This is a genomic window from Aggregatibacter kilianii (genome assembly GCF_003129965.1).
In the GTDB taxonomy this organism is placed as follows: Bacteria; Pseudomonadota; Gammaproteobacteria; order Enterobacterales; family Pasteurellaceae; genus Aggregatibacter; species Aggregatibacter kilianii_A.
This window is the reverse complement of the sequence record NZ_NRCJ01000004.1, coordinates 57,001-75,891: the sequence shown is the minus strand read 5'-3', so window position 1 is coordinate 75,891 and position 18,891 is coordinate 57,001. Positions and strand designations below refer to the sequence as shown.

General features: G+C 47.1%; 11 protein-coding genes. 5 read left to right on the top strand and 6 right to left on the bottom strand.

The genetic code is table 11. The features are described 5' to 3' along the window. The first annotated feature begins 85 nt into the window (after window positions 1-85). The 4 genes from DK430_RS03820 to nrdG all read left to right on the top strand — a co-directional run bounded on the left by DK430_RS03820 (window position 86) and on the right by nrdG (window position 12,405). Complete coding sequence (locus tag DK430_RS03820) at window positions 86-1,873, top strand: AMP-dependent synthetase/ligase (RefSeq protein WP_109077792.1); 1,788 nt, start codon at window positions 86-88, stop codon at window positions 1,871-1,873. Between the two features lie 309 nt (window positions 1,874-2,182). After that, window positions 2,183-8,989: a YadA-like family protein gene (locus DK430_RS03815; RefSeq protein ID WP_109077791.1), complete on the top strand. Its 6,807-nt coding sequence runs from the start codon at window positions 2,183-2,185 to the stop codon at window positions 8,987-8,989. A gap of 256 nt (window positions 8,990-9,245) precedes the next feature. Next, window positions 9,246-11,372: an anaerobic ribonucleoside-triphosphate reductase gene (nrdD, locus tag DK430_RS03810; RefSeq protein WP_109077790.1), complete on the top strand. Its 2,127-nt coding sequence runs from the start codon at window positions 9,246-9,248 to the stop codon at window positions 11,370-11,372. A 565-nt stretch (window positions 11,373-11,937) separates the two neighbouring features. Further along, window positions 11,938-12,405, top strand: coding sequence for an anaerobic ribonucleoside-triphosphate reductase-activating protein (gene nrdG / locus DK430_RS03805; protein ID WP_109077789.1), 468 nt, complete (start codon window positions 11,938-11,940; stop codon window positions 12,403-12,405). A 28-nt stretch (window positions 12,406-12,433) separates the two neighbouring features. Here nrdG and DK430_RS03800 read toward each other — a convergent pair whose 3' ends face one another. Next, a complete protein-coding gene (locus tag DK430_RS03800) occupies window positions 12,434-13,225 on the bottom strand; it encodes a TatD family hydrolase (RefSeq protein ID WP_109077788.1) in 792 nt (263 codons plus the stop codon). Window positions 13,226-13,268: 43 nt separating this feature from the next. Beyond that, the gene (locus DK430_RS03795) at window positions 13,269-13,781 is read right to left on the bottom strand and encodes a peptidylprolyl isomerase (RefSeq protein WP_109077787.1); all 513 of its coding nucleotides are present in this window, start codon (window positions 13,779-13,781) and stop codon (window positions 13,269-13,271) included. Between the two features lie 99 nt (window positions 13,782-13,880). On the opposite strand from DK430_RS03795, the gene cysS reads away from it, so the two are divergent. Beyond that, on the top strand, window positions 13,881-15,260 hold the full coding sequence (gene cysS / locus DK430_RS03790; protein WP_109077786.1) for a cysteine--tRNA ligase: 1,380 nt from the start codon (window positions 13,881-13,883) through the stop codon (window positions 15,258-15,260). A gap of 119 nt (window positions 15,261-15,379) precedes the next feature. Here the strand turns inward: cysS and serA are convergent, their stop codons facing one another. From serA to DK430_RS03770, 4 genes are all read right to left on the bottom strand, one after another. Further along, complete coding sequence (gene serA / locus DK430_RS03785) at window positions 15,380-16,612, bottom strand: phosphoglycerate dehydrogenase (protein ID WP_109077785.1); 1,233 nt, start codon at window positions 16,610-16,612, stop codon at window positions 15,380-15,382. 19 nt (window positions 16,613-16,631) lie between these two features. Then, on the bottom strand, window positions 16,632-17,288 hold the full coding sequence (rpiA, locus tag DK430_RS03780) for a ribose-5-phosphate isomerase RpiA (RefSeq protein WP_109077784.1): 657 nt from the start codon (window positions 17,286-17,288) through the stop codon (window positions 16,632-16,634). 99 nt (window positions 17,289-17,387) lie between these two features. Next, window positions 17,388-18,554 (bottom strand): radical SAM family heme chaperone HemW, encoded by a 1,167-nt coding sequence (hemW, locus tag DK430_RS03775; protein WP_109077783.1) that lies wholly within the window; start codon window positions 18,552-18,554, stop codon window positions 17,388-17,390. Next, the gene (locus DK430_RS03770; protein WP_109077782.1) at window positions 18,554-18,877 is read right to left on the bottom strand and encodes a YbjQ family protein; all 324 of its coding nucleotides are present in this window, start codon (window positions 18,875-18,877) and stop codon (window positions 18,554-18,556) included. Before DK430_RS03770 ends, hemW begins: the two co-directional genes overlap by 1 nt. Window positions 18,878-18,891: the final 14 nt, after the last annotated feature.

Below are 18,891 nucleotides of genomic sequence, written 5' to 3'. Positions count from 1 at the left end.
TAAAACGCGGTTTTATTGCTAGAGTTTTGATCTTCAATCGGCTATATTAGCGCACAACTGTTAGCTGATTTTTGGATTTTTAACCATGGACCTCAATTTTCACTTTATCAACCGAATTCGTCAGCAGGCAAAAACGCTGGCAAATCGCACCGCACTTCGCTATTTCAAAGACAATAACTGGCTGGACATTTCCTGGGCGGAGCTACAACAACAAATCGATCAAATTTCCCTCGCGCTGTTAGCCCATCGTATTGACGTGCAAGATAAAATCGGCATTTTTGCACACAATATGCCACGTTGGACGATCACCGATATCGGTGCGTTGCAGGTGCGTGCGGTAACCGTGCCGATTTATGCCACCAACACGGCAAAACAGGCGCAATTTATTATGAATAACGCGGACATGAAGATCATTTTCGTGGGCGATCAGGAACAATATGATCAGGTGTTGGAGATCGCCGATGAATGCCCGCAACTGGAAAAAATCGTGGCGATGAAAAGCACCATTCATTTGCACGAGCATGCCAAAGCCTGTCACTGGCAGGAATTTATCGTTACGGCAGGCGAGCAATATCGGGCGGCGTTACAACAACGACTGGACGGTAAATGCCTCGACGATTTGTTCACCCTCATTTACACCTCCGGCACCACCGGCGAGCCGAAAGGCGTGATGTTGGATTACGCCAATCTGGCACACCAACTCAAAGCACACGATCAAGCGTTGCAGGTGGATGATACCGATGTCTCCCTCTCTTTCCTGCCGCTATCCCACATTTTCGAACGGGCATGGGTGGCGTATGTGCTCCATCGCGGCGCCACCAACTGCTACATTGAAGATACTAATCAAGTGCGGTCGGCTTTAACGGAGATTCGCCCAACCTTAATGTGCGCCGTGCCGCGTTTTTATGAAAAAATCTACGCGGCGATTTTAGATAAAGTGCAGAGTGCACCGAAACTGCGCCAACGGATTTTTAATTGGGCGATTGCCGTTGGAAGAAAGCATTTTGACGCCGTAGCCCGCGGACAGCAAATCGGCTTTCTGTTAAAACAACAATATGCCCTTGCAGACAAACTGGTGCTCGGCAAATTACGTGCCTTGCTCGGCGGACGCATTCGTATGATGCCGTGCGGCGGTGCCAAACTGGAACCGACCATCGGCTTATTTTTCCACAGTATCGGCTTGAACATTAAACTCGGCTACGGCATGACGGAAACCACCGCCACCGTCTCCTGTTGGGGCGATTTCAACTTTAACGCCAATTCCATCGGCAACTTAATGCCGGGCGCGGAAGTGAAAATCGGCGACAATAACGAAATTCTGGTGCGTGGCGGCATGGTGATGAAAGGCTATTACAAAAAACCGCAGGAAACCGCTGATGCTTTCACCGCCGACGGCTTCCTGAAGACCGGTGATGCGGGCGAATTTGACGCCGACGGCAACTTATTCATCACCGACCGCATAAAAGAACTGATGAAAACCTCTAACGGCAAGTACATCGCGCCGCAGGTATTGGAAAGCAAAATCGGCAAAGACAAATTTATCGAACAAATCGCCGTCATCGCTGACGCGAAAAAATATGTCTCCGCCCTTATTGTGCCTTGCTATGCCGCGTTAGAGGACTACGCCAAACAGGTAAATATTAAATATCAGGATCGCCTGGAACTGCTACGCAATTCGGATATTATTCAAATGTTAGAACGCCGCATTAATGAATTACAAAAAGAATTAGCCGGTTGGGAACAAATTAAACGTTTCACCCTTTTACCTCAAGCCTTCAGCACCCAACTTGAAGAAATTACGCCCACCCTAAAATTACGCCGAAAAGTGATTTTGCAACGTTATAAATCACAAATTGAAGCAATGTATAATTAAACGTTTCAGCCTTAAAGTGCGGTAAAAAAATAATGTATTTTTTCACCGCACTTTTCTTATCCTATTATAATTAAAGGATTTATCAATATTGTAACTTTATGTAAAGCAATGCAAATCCACTTGCTCCAAAAATTCAAAACATTATCCTAATCTCATTAGATCAGTTTGTTGTTTGAATATAAAACAACAGCGAATCATAAAGAATATTAATAAATAAAATTACCAGGAAATACATTTTTCCCCTTATATACCATTTCTTAAAAATACATTTCCTGAGTAATTTCCCTAATGAAACCAAAAGGAAAAATAATGAATAAGATATTTAAAGTGATTTGGTGTAAATCTTCTCAAACCTGGGTTGCCGTTTCCGAATTATGTAAGATCAAACCTGTTTCTTCTGTGGCTCAAAACAATAAAAAATCGCCACTTATCCCCTTTTTCTCGTTGAAAGCCGTCAGCGCACTTTTCCCTTTATTACTGGTTCCATACGCTGCCAACGCCTATGTAGCAATTGGTTCAACTGATAATAACGGGTATGCGATTTCAACAGGCGCCGGTGCGGCATCTTATTCAAGCGATCTGGGTACCCCTCCCTATAACTATATGAATCCCGGTAGCAAATCTTATGAAAATAAGGATCAGCCTAACACCGGCACATCGACCTTGTATTACAACGGATATGCTTCCGGTGTTGCTATCGGAAACCAAACGTATGTTTATGATGCTAATTACGCGTCCAATGGGATTGCAGTGGGCGACTTTTCCAGAGCAACGGGCGGGCTTGCAATGGCATTGGGGACATTTTCCCGTGCAGAAAAAAACGGCACAGTAGCTATCGGCACCGCCTCTCGAGCCGCAGGGGTTAACTCTCTTGCGATGATGCGTCAATCCGCCGCAACGGGAGATTACGCTACGGCAATTGGTTCCGTTGCTTGGGCAGCCGGTCAATCCAGCTTTGCTTTAGGTGCATCCGCTACGGCAAAAGGCAATCAATCCATTGCAATCGGTAGTTTGGAACAAAAAAAATCGGCAGATGGTTCGGGCGTCCCCATTACAAAATACAGCGGTTTAGACAATACGCAAACCAACGGTGATCGCTCCATGGCATTGGGCACGGCAGCCAAAACTAACGGTGACGACTCCTTTGCTATCGGTTATAAGGCTCATACCGGTGAGTTCAACATTGAGCATGATAGCTATCTAAACGAGAATATCATGTCTCCTAATCAGTCTAAAAAAGCCAATAAAGCCATTGCCGTCGGAACAAGCTCTCTTGCCCAAAAAGAATCCTCCATCGCATTTGGTTATGAAGCCAACGCCTCAGGCGTTAACGCCATTTCAATTGGTGCCAATGCAAAGGCGGCACAAGATAATGTTGTGGCAATCGGTCAAGGCGCAACGGCGACACAATCCGGCTCAATGGCAATCGGTCAGGGAGCGCAGTCCGCCTTTAAAAATTCATTGGCATTAGGTACTGGTACCATTGTTAATCATGTGGATGGCGGACAATCTAAATTTACCGCACAAAATTATGATGTGGGAAACGGCGTAATCTCGATTGCCAATGTGGGCAAAGAACGCCGTATTATCAATTTAGCTGCAGGGCGTAATGATACCGATGCCGTCAATGTCGCCCAATTGCAATACGTGAATAAAAATCTAGCGAAATCCATCAGCGGGGACAACTATACCGGTTATAGCGATGCGGACGGACATAGCTACCAAGCCCCGGTATTCAATATCAAAAATACAGCCTATAACAACGTCAAAGCGGCAGTTGAAGCGGCACAAACAAACTATGTGAGTGTGAACAGCTCAAATACGGCAACGGGGAGCAACTACGACAATAAAGGGGCGCAAGCCGTCGGTTCTATCGCCTTGGGGGAAAAAGCGGCCGCAGGCACAGCCGCGACAAATTCGATTGCTATCGGTTTAAATGCGAATGTCACCGGCAATAATACGATTGCGCTGGGTGCAAATATCACTGCGGCAACCAACGGCTCGGTGGTTTTAGGGGATTCGTCTTCAACAGCGGGATCCCATGCAACCACCAATGTCAGTAGTGTGGTTGTTAACGGTCATGCTTATAGCGGTTTTGCCGGCACCGTCAAAGACGCCGGTCATTTCGTTAGCGTCGGCGCCAAAGGCAATGAACGTCAAATTAAAAATGTGGCGGCGGGTAATATCGCCGTCGATTCAACGGATGCTATCAATGGTTCCCAATTATTCTCCGTTGTGAGCCGTATAGAACAAGGCTGGAATATTTCTTCTGCCGCTGCGACGGATGGAACGGTGTCAGGAAGCAACATCGCGCAAACCATCAAACCGGGAAGTGCGGTCAAATTGTTAGCCGGAAAAAATCTGAATATTCACCAAAATGGTTCAAACTTTACGTTCTCAACCAAAGAAAACGTTTCATTTGCTCATGTCACCACTCAAGATTTCACCGCAACCGGTAACACGACCGTTAAGAATTTTACCGTTCAGAACGGCGGGGTCGTCAATATGGGTAACAATCGGGTTACCGGTGTGGGCTCGCCTACCGATAATACGGATGCCGTAAACAAACAGTATGTTGATAATTTGAAGTTTAAATATGCTGCCGATAACGCCAGCAAGGGAGAAAATCTATTAAGTGCAGAAACCACCTTTGCAGGGACAACAAATGAAATCGTCACCAAAGCGGAAAACGGAAAAATCTCCTTTGCCTTGGCAGAGAACGCCAAAGCCTCTTTGGCGAAAGCCGATAGCGCAATGCAGGGATTCACCGTGGGTGTCGATAACGCCCATAATGCAGCAGGCATTTCCTTCAATCAAACCAATAAACGTTTTGATATTGTTGGTGTAAATGATGTCGCAACGAAAGTCAGCGGTAATAACATTGAAGTGGATTTGGCACAAACCACCAAAGACACCATTACAAAACACACCACCGATATTGCTACGAATAAAAACCATCTCGATAAAAATACGCAAGACATTGCGGATAATAAACAAAAGATTGCTGATAATGCCGATAAAATTACGACCAATACCCAAAATATCACCAATAATACGGCTGAAATTGCGAAAGGCTTTGGCTTACAGGCTCAAGACGGTAATCATGTGAATAAAAAACCGGGCGAGAAAGTTGAGGTTGTCGGCGGTAACAGCAATCTGAATACTACTGTTGATGCAGGCAAAATTAAGATTAATTTAAACAATACGTTAGATCTTACTACTGCCGGTAGCGTTGCTATCGGTAATACCGTACTAAATTCCGGTGGTTTAACCTTAACCAATGGTCCAAGCATAACAACTGCCGGTATTAATGCGGGCAATAAGTCAATTACTAACGTGACAAGCGGCGGTGATGTGGATACCAATGCGGCAAATATTGCTGATGTAAAGAAAGCGGTCGGGGCAGTAAAACTTAATTTTTCCGGTAATAAAAACACTGTCGGCAATGTCACTCTATCTAATCAAACATTGGCAATAAACGGTGAAAACGGCATTGAAACGACCGCCAATGCTCAAGGTCTCCAAGTGGGTTTAACCCAAGACATGAGAGATACCATCAATAGCAAAATTGGAAACAACAGCATTCAACTAGGGGCGGATAATAATAGCAACACCGATGCACAAAATTTAAATAAAGCCGATGGCATTAAGTTTAATGTGAACGGCGACGGCACTTATGTGACGACTAAAGCACAAGGTTCTGCCGTAAACATCGATCTCACCGACAGCACAAAACAAAAAATCAATAATGCTGCCAATAAAGATTTATCCAATCTGTCTTCTCCGGGCGAAAAGAAAGTTAAAGACTTAGCTGCATGGAAAATCAAAACCAATACCAATGCAGAACAAACCGTTTCGGGCGGTGAAACCGTTACGTTTAAAGACGGTGATAATATAAAAATGACTAATACCGGTAAGGAGATTACCATCGCGACCTCAATGACCCCGACATTCACCAGTGTGAAAACGGGCGATACCACTTTATCCAGTGATGGCTTAGCGATTACCGGCGGTCCGAGTATAAATAAAACCGGTATCAACGCAGGGAATAATAAAATTACCGGTGTTGTCGCAGGTACAGAAGACACGGATGCCGTTAACTACGCCCAATTAAAAGGCATTGTTGCGGGCGCTGTCTCCACCGAAATTGTTGAGAAAAAAGCAGCACAAGCCGGTGATGACAACCTGGCGGATATTACGGTAGCAAACGGTAAAAATGCCGGCGATATGGGTGCAAAATATGAAGTATCCGTTTCCAAAAGAGCGGTACAAAAAGCGGTGCAAGAAGCCATTAAAGTCAGTGGCACACCGGTAATTAGTGTCAATAAAACAACGAACAATGGCGTAGATGATTATGCAATTAGCTTTAACGGCACGGAAGCGGCGAAATCCATTCCTTTAACCTATAAAGCCAACGGCAATCATGCCCAAACCGTTCACTTAAACGAAGGCTTAAACTTCACCAACGGTACCATGACCGTAGCGACAGCGGCGGCAAATGGCGCGGTTACCTTTGATTTGAACGATGATACCAAATCCAAAATTAACAACGCGTTAGATAGCAACGTATCCAATATCACACATGAAGGCAAAGATAAGCTTGCCGACATCATTAAGGTTGCGGCAGGTGCAAATATTGATTCTGTGAGTGCAACACAGGATGCCGAGCACAACACAACCTACACAATCAACGCCAAATCGCAAGTTGAAAGCGTAGTAAAAGCCGTTGCGACGACAGGTGATGAAAACATTGCCGATGTCAGTGTAAAAACAGGTACACAAGGTGCGGCAAATGCAGAATATCAAGTAGGTGTCTCTAAAAATAAAGTCGCGGAAATTGCAAAAGGTGCCGCTGCCTGGAGCCTAAAAGTCGATGGTAGCACTGCTGAAAAAATTTCAGGTGGCGATACAGTCACTTTGAAAAAAGGCAATAACATTGAAATCAGCAAGAATGGAAAAGAGATTACCATCGGCACGTCAATGACACCAACTTTTACTAAGGTAACCACAGATGAATTATCTGTCGGTTCGGTAAGCATTAATAGTCATGGTATCAATGCCGGCAATCAGAAAATTACCGGTGTTGAAGACGGCACTATCGCGGCGAACAGTAAAGAGGCGGTGAATGGCGCTCAGTTATTCGCACAAACGGCAAAAGCCAAAGCCACCGTTGAGAACGGCGACAACAATATCCAAATCACTCCGGAAACCGCAACGGATGGACATACAAACTACAAAGTGGCGTTAAACCCAAGCTTAACCGTCGGACCAAAGACAAACGGTCATCCGATTACGATTAACGGAACCGATGGTTACATTACCGGCTTAACTAACACAACTTGGACAGGATCGCCCACAAGCGGTCGTGCCGCAACAGAAGATCAACTCTCTGCGGTCGATAAAAAATTTGATAATAAAGTGTCTTTAGGTGGCAATAGCGGTAGCACCACAGAAAAAGCGTTGTCCGACACCGGCGGGATCAAATTTAATATTAAGGGCGGAGACAGCCAAAAATATGTCACGACTACCGCTTCCGGCGATGATGTTACGGTAGATCTTGCCCAAGCAATAAAAGATAAGATCGATAATGCGGCGAATAGACATCTGTCCAACATTACCGATGACGGCAAGAAAGTCATTACCGATTTAAGCTCCATTGTAAAAGCCGCCGACGGAACCATTACCGTCACGGATGAAACCGATAATGCTACCGGTCAAAAAACCTATAAAATCAAAGCCAATATTCCGACACCGGAAAAAACAGCCATGGCTGCCGGCAAAAATACGGAAATTGAAGGCGACGGTTCGACGGCGAATCCGTTTAAAGTGAACCTGAAAGATAACTTGGAACTCGGTCAACAAGAGGCTAACGGCGTAAACGGCAAAGATGCTTCCATTAAAGTGAATGGCAAAGATGGATCTGCCGTAGCGATTAATGGCAAAGATGCCTCCATTACGTTTGCTAAAGAGGGGCAAAATGGTATGTCCATTACCGCTACGCGTAGCGCCGATGGTAAAGACGCATTGACCCTCAAAGACAAAGACGGCAAAGAAGGCGTTTCTTTCCTAGAAGATGGTCGTATCACTAACGTTGCCGATGGGGTAAATGACAAAGATGCCGTGAATAAATCACAACTGGATAAAAGCATTGCACAAGCCAAATCCAGTGTTAACGCCGGCAAAAACATGACTATTACCCCGCAAAAGAATGCCGACGGAAGCACAACATACACCGTCGAAACCAAAGATGAGGTTGAATTCACCCGCGTGAAAAGCGGTGATACCACGATGGATGACAACGGCATTCATATTACAGGCGGTCCAAGCATCACCAAGGACGGCATTCATGCCAATAACAAGAAAATAACCGGCGTTAAAGACGGTGAAATTTCAGCGGACAGCAAAGAGGCGGTAAACGGTAGCCAATTACATCAAACCAATCAACATGTGACGAATTTAGCCGACAATATGCATAAAGGGCTGAATTTACAAGGCGATAACCAAGACGTCACCGTTAACCGCCAATTAGGGGAACGACTCAACCTTCGCGGCGGCGCAGATCCAAAGAAATTAACGCAAAATAATATCGGCGTAACAGCAGACAAAAACGGCACAATGACCGTTCAATTGGCGAAAGACGTCAATCTTGGCGCAAACGGTAGTCTCACTGTAGGTAATACCAAAGTGAACAATAACGGTGTTGCCATCAACGGCGGCCCAAGTATGACAAATCAAGGCATTAATGCCGGCGGCAAGCAAATCAGCAATGTTGCAAGAGGTAAAGCCCCGACAGATGCCGTGAACATGAGCCAGCTTCAAGAAGTCGGCAATGCCATCAACCAACGAATGGATAACATCGACAATCGTGTCAATAAAATGGACAAACGTCGCAAAGCAGGCGCGGCTTCCGCCCTCGCCTCCGCAGGCTTAATGCAACCGCACAGAGACGGACAATCCGCTTTGGTTGCGGCAGTGGGACAATATCAAAGTGAAACTGCCGTCGCGGTGGGCTATTCACGCATTTCCGACAACGGAAAATACGGCGTGAAGGTGTCCTTCAGCACCAATTCCCAAGGAGAGGTTGGCGGCACGGCAGGCGCAGGTTACTTCTGGTAAAACGCGCTCACTGAGGCAGTCTTAACCCAAAGTGCGGTCAAAAAATAAAATGTTTTTCGACCGCACTTTTTTATTTTCCAGAGACTGATTTTCCCCCTCAAATGAAATTTCCAGCGAAACCAATCACTAAACTTTTGCTGTAACAACGCATTAACAAAACAACCACAAAAATACCACATCTTGTGTCTTGAAATACACGAAATAACTATATATAGTATTGTTCAATTTTTTATAACACTAAATATGGACATCTCAAATGGGCACATTTTTCGTTATTAAGCGTGACGGTTCACGCATTAGTTTTGAACTTCAACGTATCGTGGACGCCATTAAAAAAGCGGCGCTGGCAGTGGGCATTACGGACGATCGTTATTGCTATGCCGTGGCGCAAAAAGTCAGTGATGATATTTTCAGTCGCTACCAACAGGAAATTGACATTAACGACATTCAAAAAATCGTCGAAAATCAGTTAATGATTAGTCAATATCCGCAAGTGGCGCGCGCTTATATCGAATACCGTCACGATCGTGATTTGGCGCGTGAAAAACGCAGTCAATTAACCCAAGAAATCGAAGGGTTGATTGAACAAAGCAACGTAGAATTGCTCAATGAAAATGCCAATAAAGACGCCAAAGTGATCCCGACCCAGCGCGATTTATTGGCGGGCATTGTGGCGAAACATTATGCCAAACGTTACATTCTGCCGCGCGATGTGGTAGAAGCCCACGAAAAAGGCGAAATCCATTATCACGATTTGGATTACTCACCGTTCTTCCCGATGTTCAACTGTATGCTGGTGGATTTGAAAGGCATGCTGACACAAGGCTTTAAAATGGGTAACGCGGAAATCGAACCGCCGAAATCCATCGGCACCGCTACCGCAGTCACCGCGCAGATTATCGCGCAGGTGGCAAGCCATATTTACGGCGGCACCACCATCAATCGTATTGACGAAGTGCTGGCGCCTTACGTTCAGCTGAGTTATGAAAAACATTTGAAAAATGCCGCGCAATGGAATGTGCCCGATGCGCAAGGATACGCGCAGGCACTTATCGAAAAAGACTGTTTTGACGCCTTCCAGTCTTTGGAATATGAAGTGAACACCTTGCACACTGCTAACGGTCAAACCCCGTTCGTTACCTTTGGTTTCGGCTTAGGCACCAGCTGGCAGGCGCGTTTGATTCAAAAAGCAATTTTGCAAAACCGCATTCGCGGCTTGGGTAAAAATCACAAAACGCCGGTGTTCCCAAAACTGGTGTTTACGCAGCGTAAAGGCGTGAATTTGGAGCCGAACGATCCGAATTACGACATCAAACAGCTTGCCTTAGAATGCTCCGGAAAACGTATGTATCCGGACATTTTGAATTACGACCAAGTGGTGAAAGTCACCGGTTCCTTCAAAGCGCCGATGGGTTGCCGCAGTTTCTTAGGTGCTTACGAAGAACATGGCGAACAAATTCACGACGGGCGCAACAACCTCGGCGTGGTGAGCCTCAACCTGCCGCGCATTGCCATTGAAGCTAAAGGCGATGAGAAACGGTTCTATGAAATTTTAGATCAACGCCTCGCCATTGCGAAAAAAGCCCTGATGACCCGCATCGCCCGCTTGGAGCACACCAAAGCCCGCGTCGCGCCGATTTTATACATGGAAGGCGCTTGCGGCGTACGTTTGAAAGCGGACGACAACGTAGCACAAATCTTCAAAAACGGGCGCGCCTCCATTTCCCTCGGCTACATCGGCATTTATGAAACCGTCAACGCCCTGTATCACCAAGGGCACATTTACGACAGCGAGATGTTGCGTGAAAAAGGCCGCGCCATCGTGGAATACCTCAGCAACGCCACCAAACAATGGCGCGCCGAAACGGGCTATGCCTTCAGTTTATATTCCACTCCGAGTGAAAACCTGTGCGACCGCTTCTGCCGCTTAGACACCAAACAGTTCGGCGTCATCGACGGCGTCACCGACAAAGGCTACTACACCAACAGCTATCACTTGGACGTAGAGAAAAAAGTCAATCCATACGACAAACTGGACTTTGAAATGGTGTACCCACCACTCGCCAGCGGCGGTTTCATTTGCTACGGCGAATACCCGAACATCCAGCACAACCTCAAAGCGTTGGAAGATGTCTGGAATTACAGCTACGACCGCGTGCCTTACTACGGCACCAACACGCCCATTGACGAATGCTACGAATGCGGCTTCACCGGTGAATTCGAATGCACCAGCAAAGGCTTCACCTGCCCGAAATGCGGCAACCACGACAGCGAAAAAGTCTCCGTCACCCGCCGCGTCTGCGGCTACTTAGGCAGCCCGGACGCCCGTCCGTTTAATGCGGGGAAACAGGAGGAAGTGAAGCGTAGAGTTAAACATATGTGATCTTAAGGTTCTGCCAAATCTCCCCTAGCCCCTCTTTGCTAAAGAGGGGAATTTTGTGAGCGTTAATTAAGAAAAGTGCGGTCATTTTTTTAGGTGTTTTACATTACATTCCTCTCACCCGTTTACGGGAGAGAGACAGGCGAAAAGTGCGTTTAGCACTTGAAGCCAGAGAGAGGGGAAACGGATAATATTTTCCCCTCTCCCTCCGAAAATCCTACGGATTTTCTCCACCCTCGCCCGTAAACGGGCGAGGGTGGAGAATAGATTCCCTATCAAAAAAAACATCTAAAAACATGACCGCACTTTTCTTAAATAACGCTCAAACAAACGGGTCCCCGTATAAGGCGCCTGAGTGACTTGCAATTTTTAGGAAATTTTCGTCTGTCTGAGCGTAGCGAGTTCGAAAATTTCCGTGAAGAAAATTGCAACCAAGCGAAGAATAGCGGCTTATCCGGGGTGCACTTTTCTTTGCTTACTTTCTTTTGTGCATTCAAAAGAAAGTAAGTCGCCATCGGCGAAATCCGATATTTCTACAAAACAAAAATTTAAACTAAATAAAACCAAAATGAACTACCTCCAATACTACCCCGTCGACATCGTCAACGGTGAAGGCACGCGTTGCACTCTCTTCGTCAGCGGTTGTACCCACGCCTGCAAAGGCTGTTACAACCAGAAAAGCTGGTCGTTCAGTGCGGGAGTGCCTTTCGGTATTGAAATGGAAGAACAAATTCTCAAGGATCTCAAAGATACCCGCATTAAACGCCAAGGGCTAACCCTTTCCGGCGGCGATCCGCTTCATCCGCGCAACGTGGAAACGCTGTTGCCGTTGGTACAACGCATCAAACGGGAATGCCCCGATAAAGACATTTGGGTGTGGACGGGCTACAAATTAGATGAACTGGATGATTATCAACGGCAAATGTTGCCTTATATCGACGTGTTAATTGACGGTAAATTCATTCAGGAACAGGCGGATCCCAGCCTGGTTTGGCGAGGTTCCGCGAATCAGGTGATTCATCGGTTTAAGATTTAATCCGGCGCCCAAAAGTGCGGTGATTTTTTCAAGCAAATTTTGCGATGCTGTGTTGCCAAATGGTCTCGGCGATGATTTCCGGCGTTTCGCTTCGTAATTCACACAAGGCATTGAACACCTGCACCACGCGTTCCGGGCGGTTCGGTTGCCCCTGAAAGCCGAATACCGGCATGTCCGGCGAATCCGTTTCCAACAGCAGCGCGTCTAGGGGCAATTTGGCGATAGTTTGGCGGGTTTTATTGGCGCGCTCGTAAGTAATCGTGCCGCCTACGCCGATTTTATAGCCTAGCTCCACAAAGCGTTTCGCTTGATCATAACTGCCGGCGAAACCATGCACCACGCCGCGTTTTGGTACGTCAATGCGTCTGAGACAAGAAAATAATTGTTCGTGAGATTTTCGGGAATGCAAATTAACGGGCAAATCATGGGTTTTCGCCAAATGCAGTTGCGCCTCCAAAAAATCACATTGTTTGCGCCACAATTCTTCACTTAATAATTCCGGCACGGCGCGCTCCAAACCGATTTCCGCCACTGCCGTGCAATTTGCCGGACGTGCCGCCAACGCCTGATCCAATAAATCTAAATCGCCGATCTGATGTTCTTTGATATACAAAGGATGCAAACCCAAACCGTAATACAGATTATCAGGATAAAGTGCGGTCATGTTTTCAATCGTTTTGAAATCCCGCTGCAACACGGCGACAATCAACATCTTCCGCACGCCTGCCGCCTGCGCGTTTTGCATCAGCTGCGCCAACGGCTCACCGGTGAATTGGTACAGGTAATCAAGGTGGGTGTGAGTGTCGAAAAAAGAATACATAGCAACCTAAAAAAGCAGGCAACTCAATGAGTTGCCTATGTCATTATTCGTCAACGGTAACGGAGGTAATCACCACATCTTCATTCGGCACATCTTGATGGAAACCTTTATTGCCGGTTTTTACGCCTTTGATTTTATCCACTACGTCCATGCCCTCAACCACTTCGCCGAACACCGCGTAGCCCCATTCCTGCACCACTTCGCGACCGTGTAATTCTTTCGCGCGATAATCCAAGAAATTGTTATCGGCAACGTTAATGAAGAATTGTGCCGTAGCGGAATGCGGATCGGAGGTGCGCGCCATGGCGATAGTTCCGCGTTTGTTGCTTAAACGGTTGTTGGCTTCATTTTTAATCGGCGCGTTGGTGGCTTTTTCGCGCATACCGCTTTCCATGCCGCCGCCCTGAATCATAAAACCGTCAATCACGCGGTGGAAAATTGTGTTATCATAAAAGCCGTTTTTACAATAAGTTAAGAAGTTTTCCGCCGTTACCGGTGCTTTTTCGTGATTTAAGGCAATTTTAATGTCGCCGAAATTAGTGTGTAGTGTAATCATTGTGCTTTTCCTATACGAATTAAAGAGCGTCATTATTTCATAATCCGCCCCAAATCGCCATAAAGTGCGGTGCGTTTTCAAAAAGATTTGGATCCTGATATGTTAAAACTTTTCAATACCCTCACCCGTGAAAAAGAAATTTTCAAACCCATTCACGCCGGCAAAATCGGCATGTATGTGTGCGGCGTCACCGTGTACGATCTCTGCCACATCGGGCACGGACGCACTTTTGTATGCTTTGATGTCATCGCCCGTTATCTACGTTATTTAGGTTACGATTTAACCTATGTGCGCAACATCACCGACGTAGATGACAAAATCATTAAACGTGCGTTGGAAAACAAAGAAACCTGCGATCAATTAGTGGATCGCATGGTGGTGGAAATGTACAAAGATTTTGACGCGCTGAACATTTTGCATCCGGATTTTGAACCGCGAGCCACCCATCATATTCCCGAAATCATTGAAATTGTAGAGAAATTAATCCGGCGCGGACACGCCTATGTGGCGGATAACGGCGATGTGATGTTTGATGTGGAAAGCTTCAAAGATTACGGCAAATTGTCCCGTCAAGATTTGGAACAATTACAAGCGGGCGCTCGCATTGAAATCAACGAAATCAAGAAAAACCCGATGGATTTCGTGCTATGGAAAATGTCCAAACCGAACGAACCGAGCTGGGATTCGCCTTGGGGCAAAGGTCGCCCGGGCTGGCATATCGAATGTTCCGCCATGAACTGCAAACAGCTTGGCGAACATTTTGACATCCACGGCGGCGGCTCCGACCTCATGTTCCCGCACCACGAAAACGAAATCGCCCAATCCTGCTGCGCCCACGGCAACCAATATGTAAACTACTGGCTACATTCCGGCATGATTATGGTGGATAAAGAAAAAATGTCGAAATCCCTCGGCAACTTCTTCACCATTCGTGACGTATTAAGCCACTACGACGCGGAAAGCGTGCGCTACTTCCTGCTCACCGCCCACTACCGCAGCCAACTAAATTACAGCGAAGAAAATCTCAACCTCGCCCACGGGGCTCTGGAACGGCTCTACACCGCATTACGCGGCACCGATAAAAGTGCAGTGGCTTTTGGCGGCGAAAATTTTGTGGACGCTTTCCGCGAAGCCATGGATGACGATTTCAACACGCCAAACGCCCTTTCCGTGCTGTTCGAAATGGCGCGCGAATTAAACAAACTGAAAAGCGAAGACATGGCAAAAGCCAACGGTTTAGCGGCACGCTTACGCGAACTTGCCAGCATTCTCGGTTTTCTCCAACTGGATCCTGAACAATTCCTGCAAGCCGGCTCCGACGAAGATAAAGTGGCAAAAATCGAAGCGCTTATCAAACAACGCAACGAAGCCCGCGCCGCCAAAGACTGGCCGACCGCCGACGCCGCCCGCAACGCCTTAACGGCAATGGGCATTGTATTGGAAGACGGCCCGAACGGGACGACTTGGCGGAAACAGTAACCGATAATTAAAAAACAAAAGGAAAGTGAGCAATTCACTTTCCTTTTTTCTTATTACTCGTCATAAGTGCGGTGAGAAAACACAATGAATTTTCACCGCACTTTTTTATTCACGTAAGACTAAAACAACACCCGCGCACGGATCGTGCCGTCGATTTCGCGGAGTTTAGCCAATAACGGGGCGGTGTCTTCCGTTTCCACGTCGATGACCACATAGCCGATTTTCGGGTCGGTTTGTAAGTACTGTGCGGCGATGTTGACGTTCGCCTCAACAAAAATCTGGTTGATTCTGTTGAGTACGCCGGGGCGATTTTCGTGAATGTGCAACAAACGTTTGGAGCCCTCGTGTTCCGGCAAGGAAACTTCCGGGAAGTTGACGGAAGACAGGGTGGAGCCGTTGTCGGAATATTTCACAAATTTACCCGCCACTTCAAAGCCGATGTTTTCCTGCGCTTCGGCAGTTGAACCGCCGATGTGCGGGGTCAGTAATACATTGTCGAATTGGCGTAACGGTGAGACGAACTCTTCGTTAATAGATGCCGGTTCTTTAGGGAACACATCGATTGCCGCACCGCGTACTTTGCCGTCTTCTAAGGCTTTCGCTAAAGCCTCAATGTCCACCACCGTGCCGCGCGCCGCGTTAATTAAAATGGAATCCTGTTTTAATTGGGCAATGCGTTCCGCGCTGATTAAGTTGCGGGTGGACGGCAAATCCGGCACATGCAGGGAAATCACATCGCAGGAACCGAGCAATTCTTCCAAACTGCGCACTTGTTTGGCGTTGCCGAGCGGAAGTTTGTTTTCAATGTCGTAGAAATGTACGTCCATACCCAATGATTCCGCAATAATGCTCAGTTGGGAACCGATATGACCGTAACCCACGATGCCCAATTTTTTGCCGCGTACTTCATGTGAGCCTACGGCGGATTTATTCCACAAACCACGATGCACTTCCGCGTTCGCTTGCGGGATATTGCGCATTAATAGCAGGATTTCGCCCAGCACCAATTCGGCGACAGAGCGGGTGTTGGAGAACGGCGCATTAAACACCGGGATACCGCGCGCTTTAGCGGCGTTTAAATCCACTTGGTTGGTTCCGATACAGAAACAGCCTACCGCAATGAGTTTCGGCGCGGCAGCAATCATGTCGGCGGTGAGATTGGTGCGTGAACGCAAACCGATGAAGTGGGCGTCTTTGATGGCGTCTTTCAAATCGTCGCCATCCAGGGCCTTTTTGTAATAATCGATGTTGGTGTAGCCTGCGGCGTGCAAGGTGTCCAAGGCGCTTTGGTGAACGCCCTCCAACAACACAAATTTGATTTTGGATTTATCCAAGGAAACTTTGACTGTCATGTTTGCTCTCCAGTTATTTTTAAATTATTTTTGCGCCGTTCGGGGTGCCGACAATCACGGTGTCCGCCGCCCGCAAGGCGAAGATACCGTTGGTTACCACACCCGCAATGTCGTTCAATTCTTTTTCCATCGCCACCGGATTCATAATTTCAAAATTATGCACATCCAAAATGATATTGCCGTTATCGGTCACCACGCCTTCGCGATATTCCGGCGCGCCACCTAATGCGACCAATTTACGCGCCACTTGCGAACGCGCCATCGGGATCACTTCGATTGGCAACGGGAAAGTAGAGCCTAACACATCTACCTGCTTGCTGCTATCCACGATGCAGATGAAATTTTTTGCAAGCGCAGCCACAATTTTTTCACGTGTCAATGCCGCACCGCCACCTTTAATCATCATTTTTTGCGGATTGATTTCATCGGCGCCGTCCACATAAATATCCAAACCGGAAACATCATTGGTGCTGAACACTTCAATGCCTTGTTGGCGCAATAATTCTTCCGATTTTTTCGATGCCGCCACCGCGCCTTTAATTTGATTTTTTAGCGCGCCCAAGGCTTCAATAAAACAATTTACGGTGGAACCGCTGCCGACGCCGACGATCATATCCGGCTTTACAAATTGCAAAGCCGCTTGCGCGGCGATTTTTTTCATTTCGAGTTGATCCATTTTTACTCCTTAGTAACAAAATTACGCGATTTTCTATCGCGTAAACGTTTGCGTTTACTTTAATCAGTTTTCTGAGGATAAACAAGTGGCGGGGAAATTTTATTCCGGCAAAAAACGTTCCAATAATTCGTTTAAAAACAACTTGCCATGTTCGGTTACTTGCCAAGTGCGGTCGGTTTCCGTGATAAATTTTTGTGTCTTAGCCCAAACAATTGGATTTTCCACCGCACTTAGGGGCAAGCCGGTGAGCTGTTCAAAGTCGCTTTTCGGCACGGGTTCCAACAGACGGAAGCGATTCATGAAAAACTCGAAAGGACGATCTTCGGCGCTCACGTCCCGTTCTTCATACAGATACTCACCGCGCATATAGCCTTTGGGGTGCTTGGTTTTGCTGTAACGCAAAATGCCGCCGTTCGGGAAACTGAGCTTACCGTGCGCGCCGCAACCGACGGCAAGATAATCGCCGAAACGCCAATAATTCAAATTATGCCGACATTGAAAGCCCGGCTTGGCATAGGCGGAGGTTTCGTATTGTTGGTAGCCTGCGGCGGTGAGTAATTGATGTCCCTGCTCAAAAATATCCCACAATTCATCGTCATCGGGCAATTTCGGCGGGCGATAAGCGAACATGGTATTCGGCTCGATGGTGAGCTGATACCAAGACAAATGCGGCGGCGCCAGTTCAATGGCTTGACGCAAATCGTCCAAGGCTTCGTTGAGAGTTTGGTTCGGCAAGCCGTGCATTAAATCCAAATTAAAACTGCGTAGCCCCGAAACGCTCGCGAAACCCACCGCACTTTTTGCTTCGGCGGCATTATGAATACGCCCCAACTTTTGCAATTTTTCATCGGAAAAACTTTGAATCCCCATGGAAATTCGATTCACGCCCGCCTGCACATAGCCTAAAAAACGCTCGGCTTCCGCCGTGCCGGGATTCGCTTCCAGGGTAATTTCGATGTTCGGCGCAAAGGGAATACGCTGTTCGATTTGTTGCAATAAATAAGCGATCGTTTCCGCCGAAAACAAGCTCGGCGTGCCGCCACCGATAAAAATGGAATGCAGCGGGCGGTGTTGCACGCTGTCCTGATAACGCGCCAAATCCGCCGTTAAATCGGTAAGCAAATGTTGCACATAATCCTGCTCGGGAATCGCCCCTTTTTGCGCGTGGGAATTGAAATCGCAGTACGGGCATTTCTGCACGCACCACGGAATGTGAACGTATAAGCTAAGAGGAGGCATCACCAACGGATTCAATGCCACCGTCATTAACGCACCACGACGGCGGTGCCGCTTGCCACAATCATGAACATGCTTTTGGAATCGGAGGTGATGGTGGTGTAATTCACTTCCACGCCGACAACGGCATTGGCGCCTAGAGCTTGCGCGTTTTTCTCCATTTCGTCCAAGGCTTCTTTGCGCGCCTTGGTAATGCGTGATTCGTACATGCCTGACCGTCCGCCGATAATGTCGGTAATGCCGGCAAAGAAGTCGCGGATAAAATTCGATCCGGCAACCACTTCGCCGAAAACCAGTTGTTTATATTCGAGGATTTGTTTGCCTTCAATGTGCGGTGTGGTGGTGATAATCATGTTGTTTCCTTTAA

Coding starts and splice junctions, on each gene's coding strand:
- DK430_RS03820 (WP_109077792.1), top strand. CDS start 86: ATGGACCTCAATTTTCACTTTATCAACCGAATTCGTCAGCAGGCAAAA.
- DK430_RS03815 (WP_109077791.1), top strand. CDS start 2,183: ATGAATAAGATATTTAAAGTGATTTGGTGTAAATCTTCTCAAACCTGG.
- nrdD (WP_109077790.1), top strand. CDS start 9,246: ATGGGCACATTTTTCGTTATTAAGCGTGACGGTTCACGCATTAGTTTT.
- nrdG (WP_109077789.1), top strand. CDS start 11,938: ATGAACTACCTCCAATACTACCCCGTCGACATCGTCAACGGTGAAGGC.
- DK430_RS03800 (WP_109077788.1), bottom strand. CDS start 13,225: ATGTATTCTTTTTTCGACACTCACACCCACCTTGATTACCTGTACCAA.
- DK430_RS03795 (WP_109077787.1), bottom strand. CDS start 13,781: ATGATTACACTACACACTAATTTCGGCGACATTAAAATTGCCTTAAAT.
- cysS (WP_109077786.1), top strand. CDS start 13,881: ATGTTAAAACTTTTCAATACCCTCACCCGTGAAAAAGAAATTTTCAAA.
- serA (WP_109077785.1), bottom strand. CDS start 16,612: ATGACAGTCAAAGTTTCCTTGGATAAATCCAAAATCAAATTTGTGTTG.
- rpiA (WP_109077784.1), bottom strand. CDS start 17,288: ATGGATCAACTCGAAATGAAAAAAATCGCCGCGCAAGCGGCTTTGCAA.
- hemW (WP_109077783.1), bottom strand. CDS start 18,554: ATGACGGTGGCATTGAATCCGTTGGTGATGCCTCCTCTTAGCTTATAC.
- DK430_RS03770 (WP_109077782.1), bottom strand. CDS start 18,877: ATGATTATCACCACCACACCGCACATTGAAGGCAAACAAATCCTCGAA.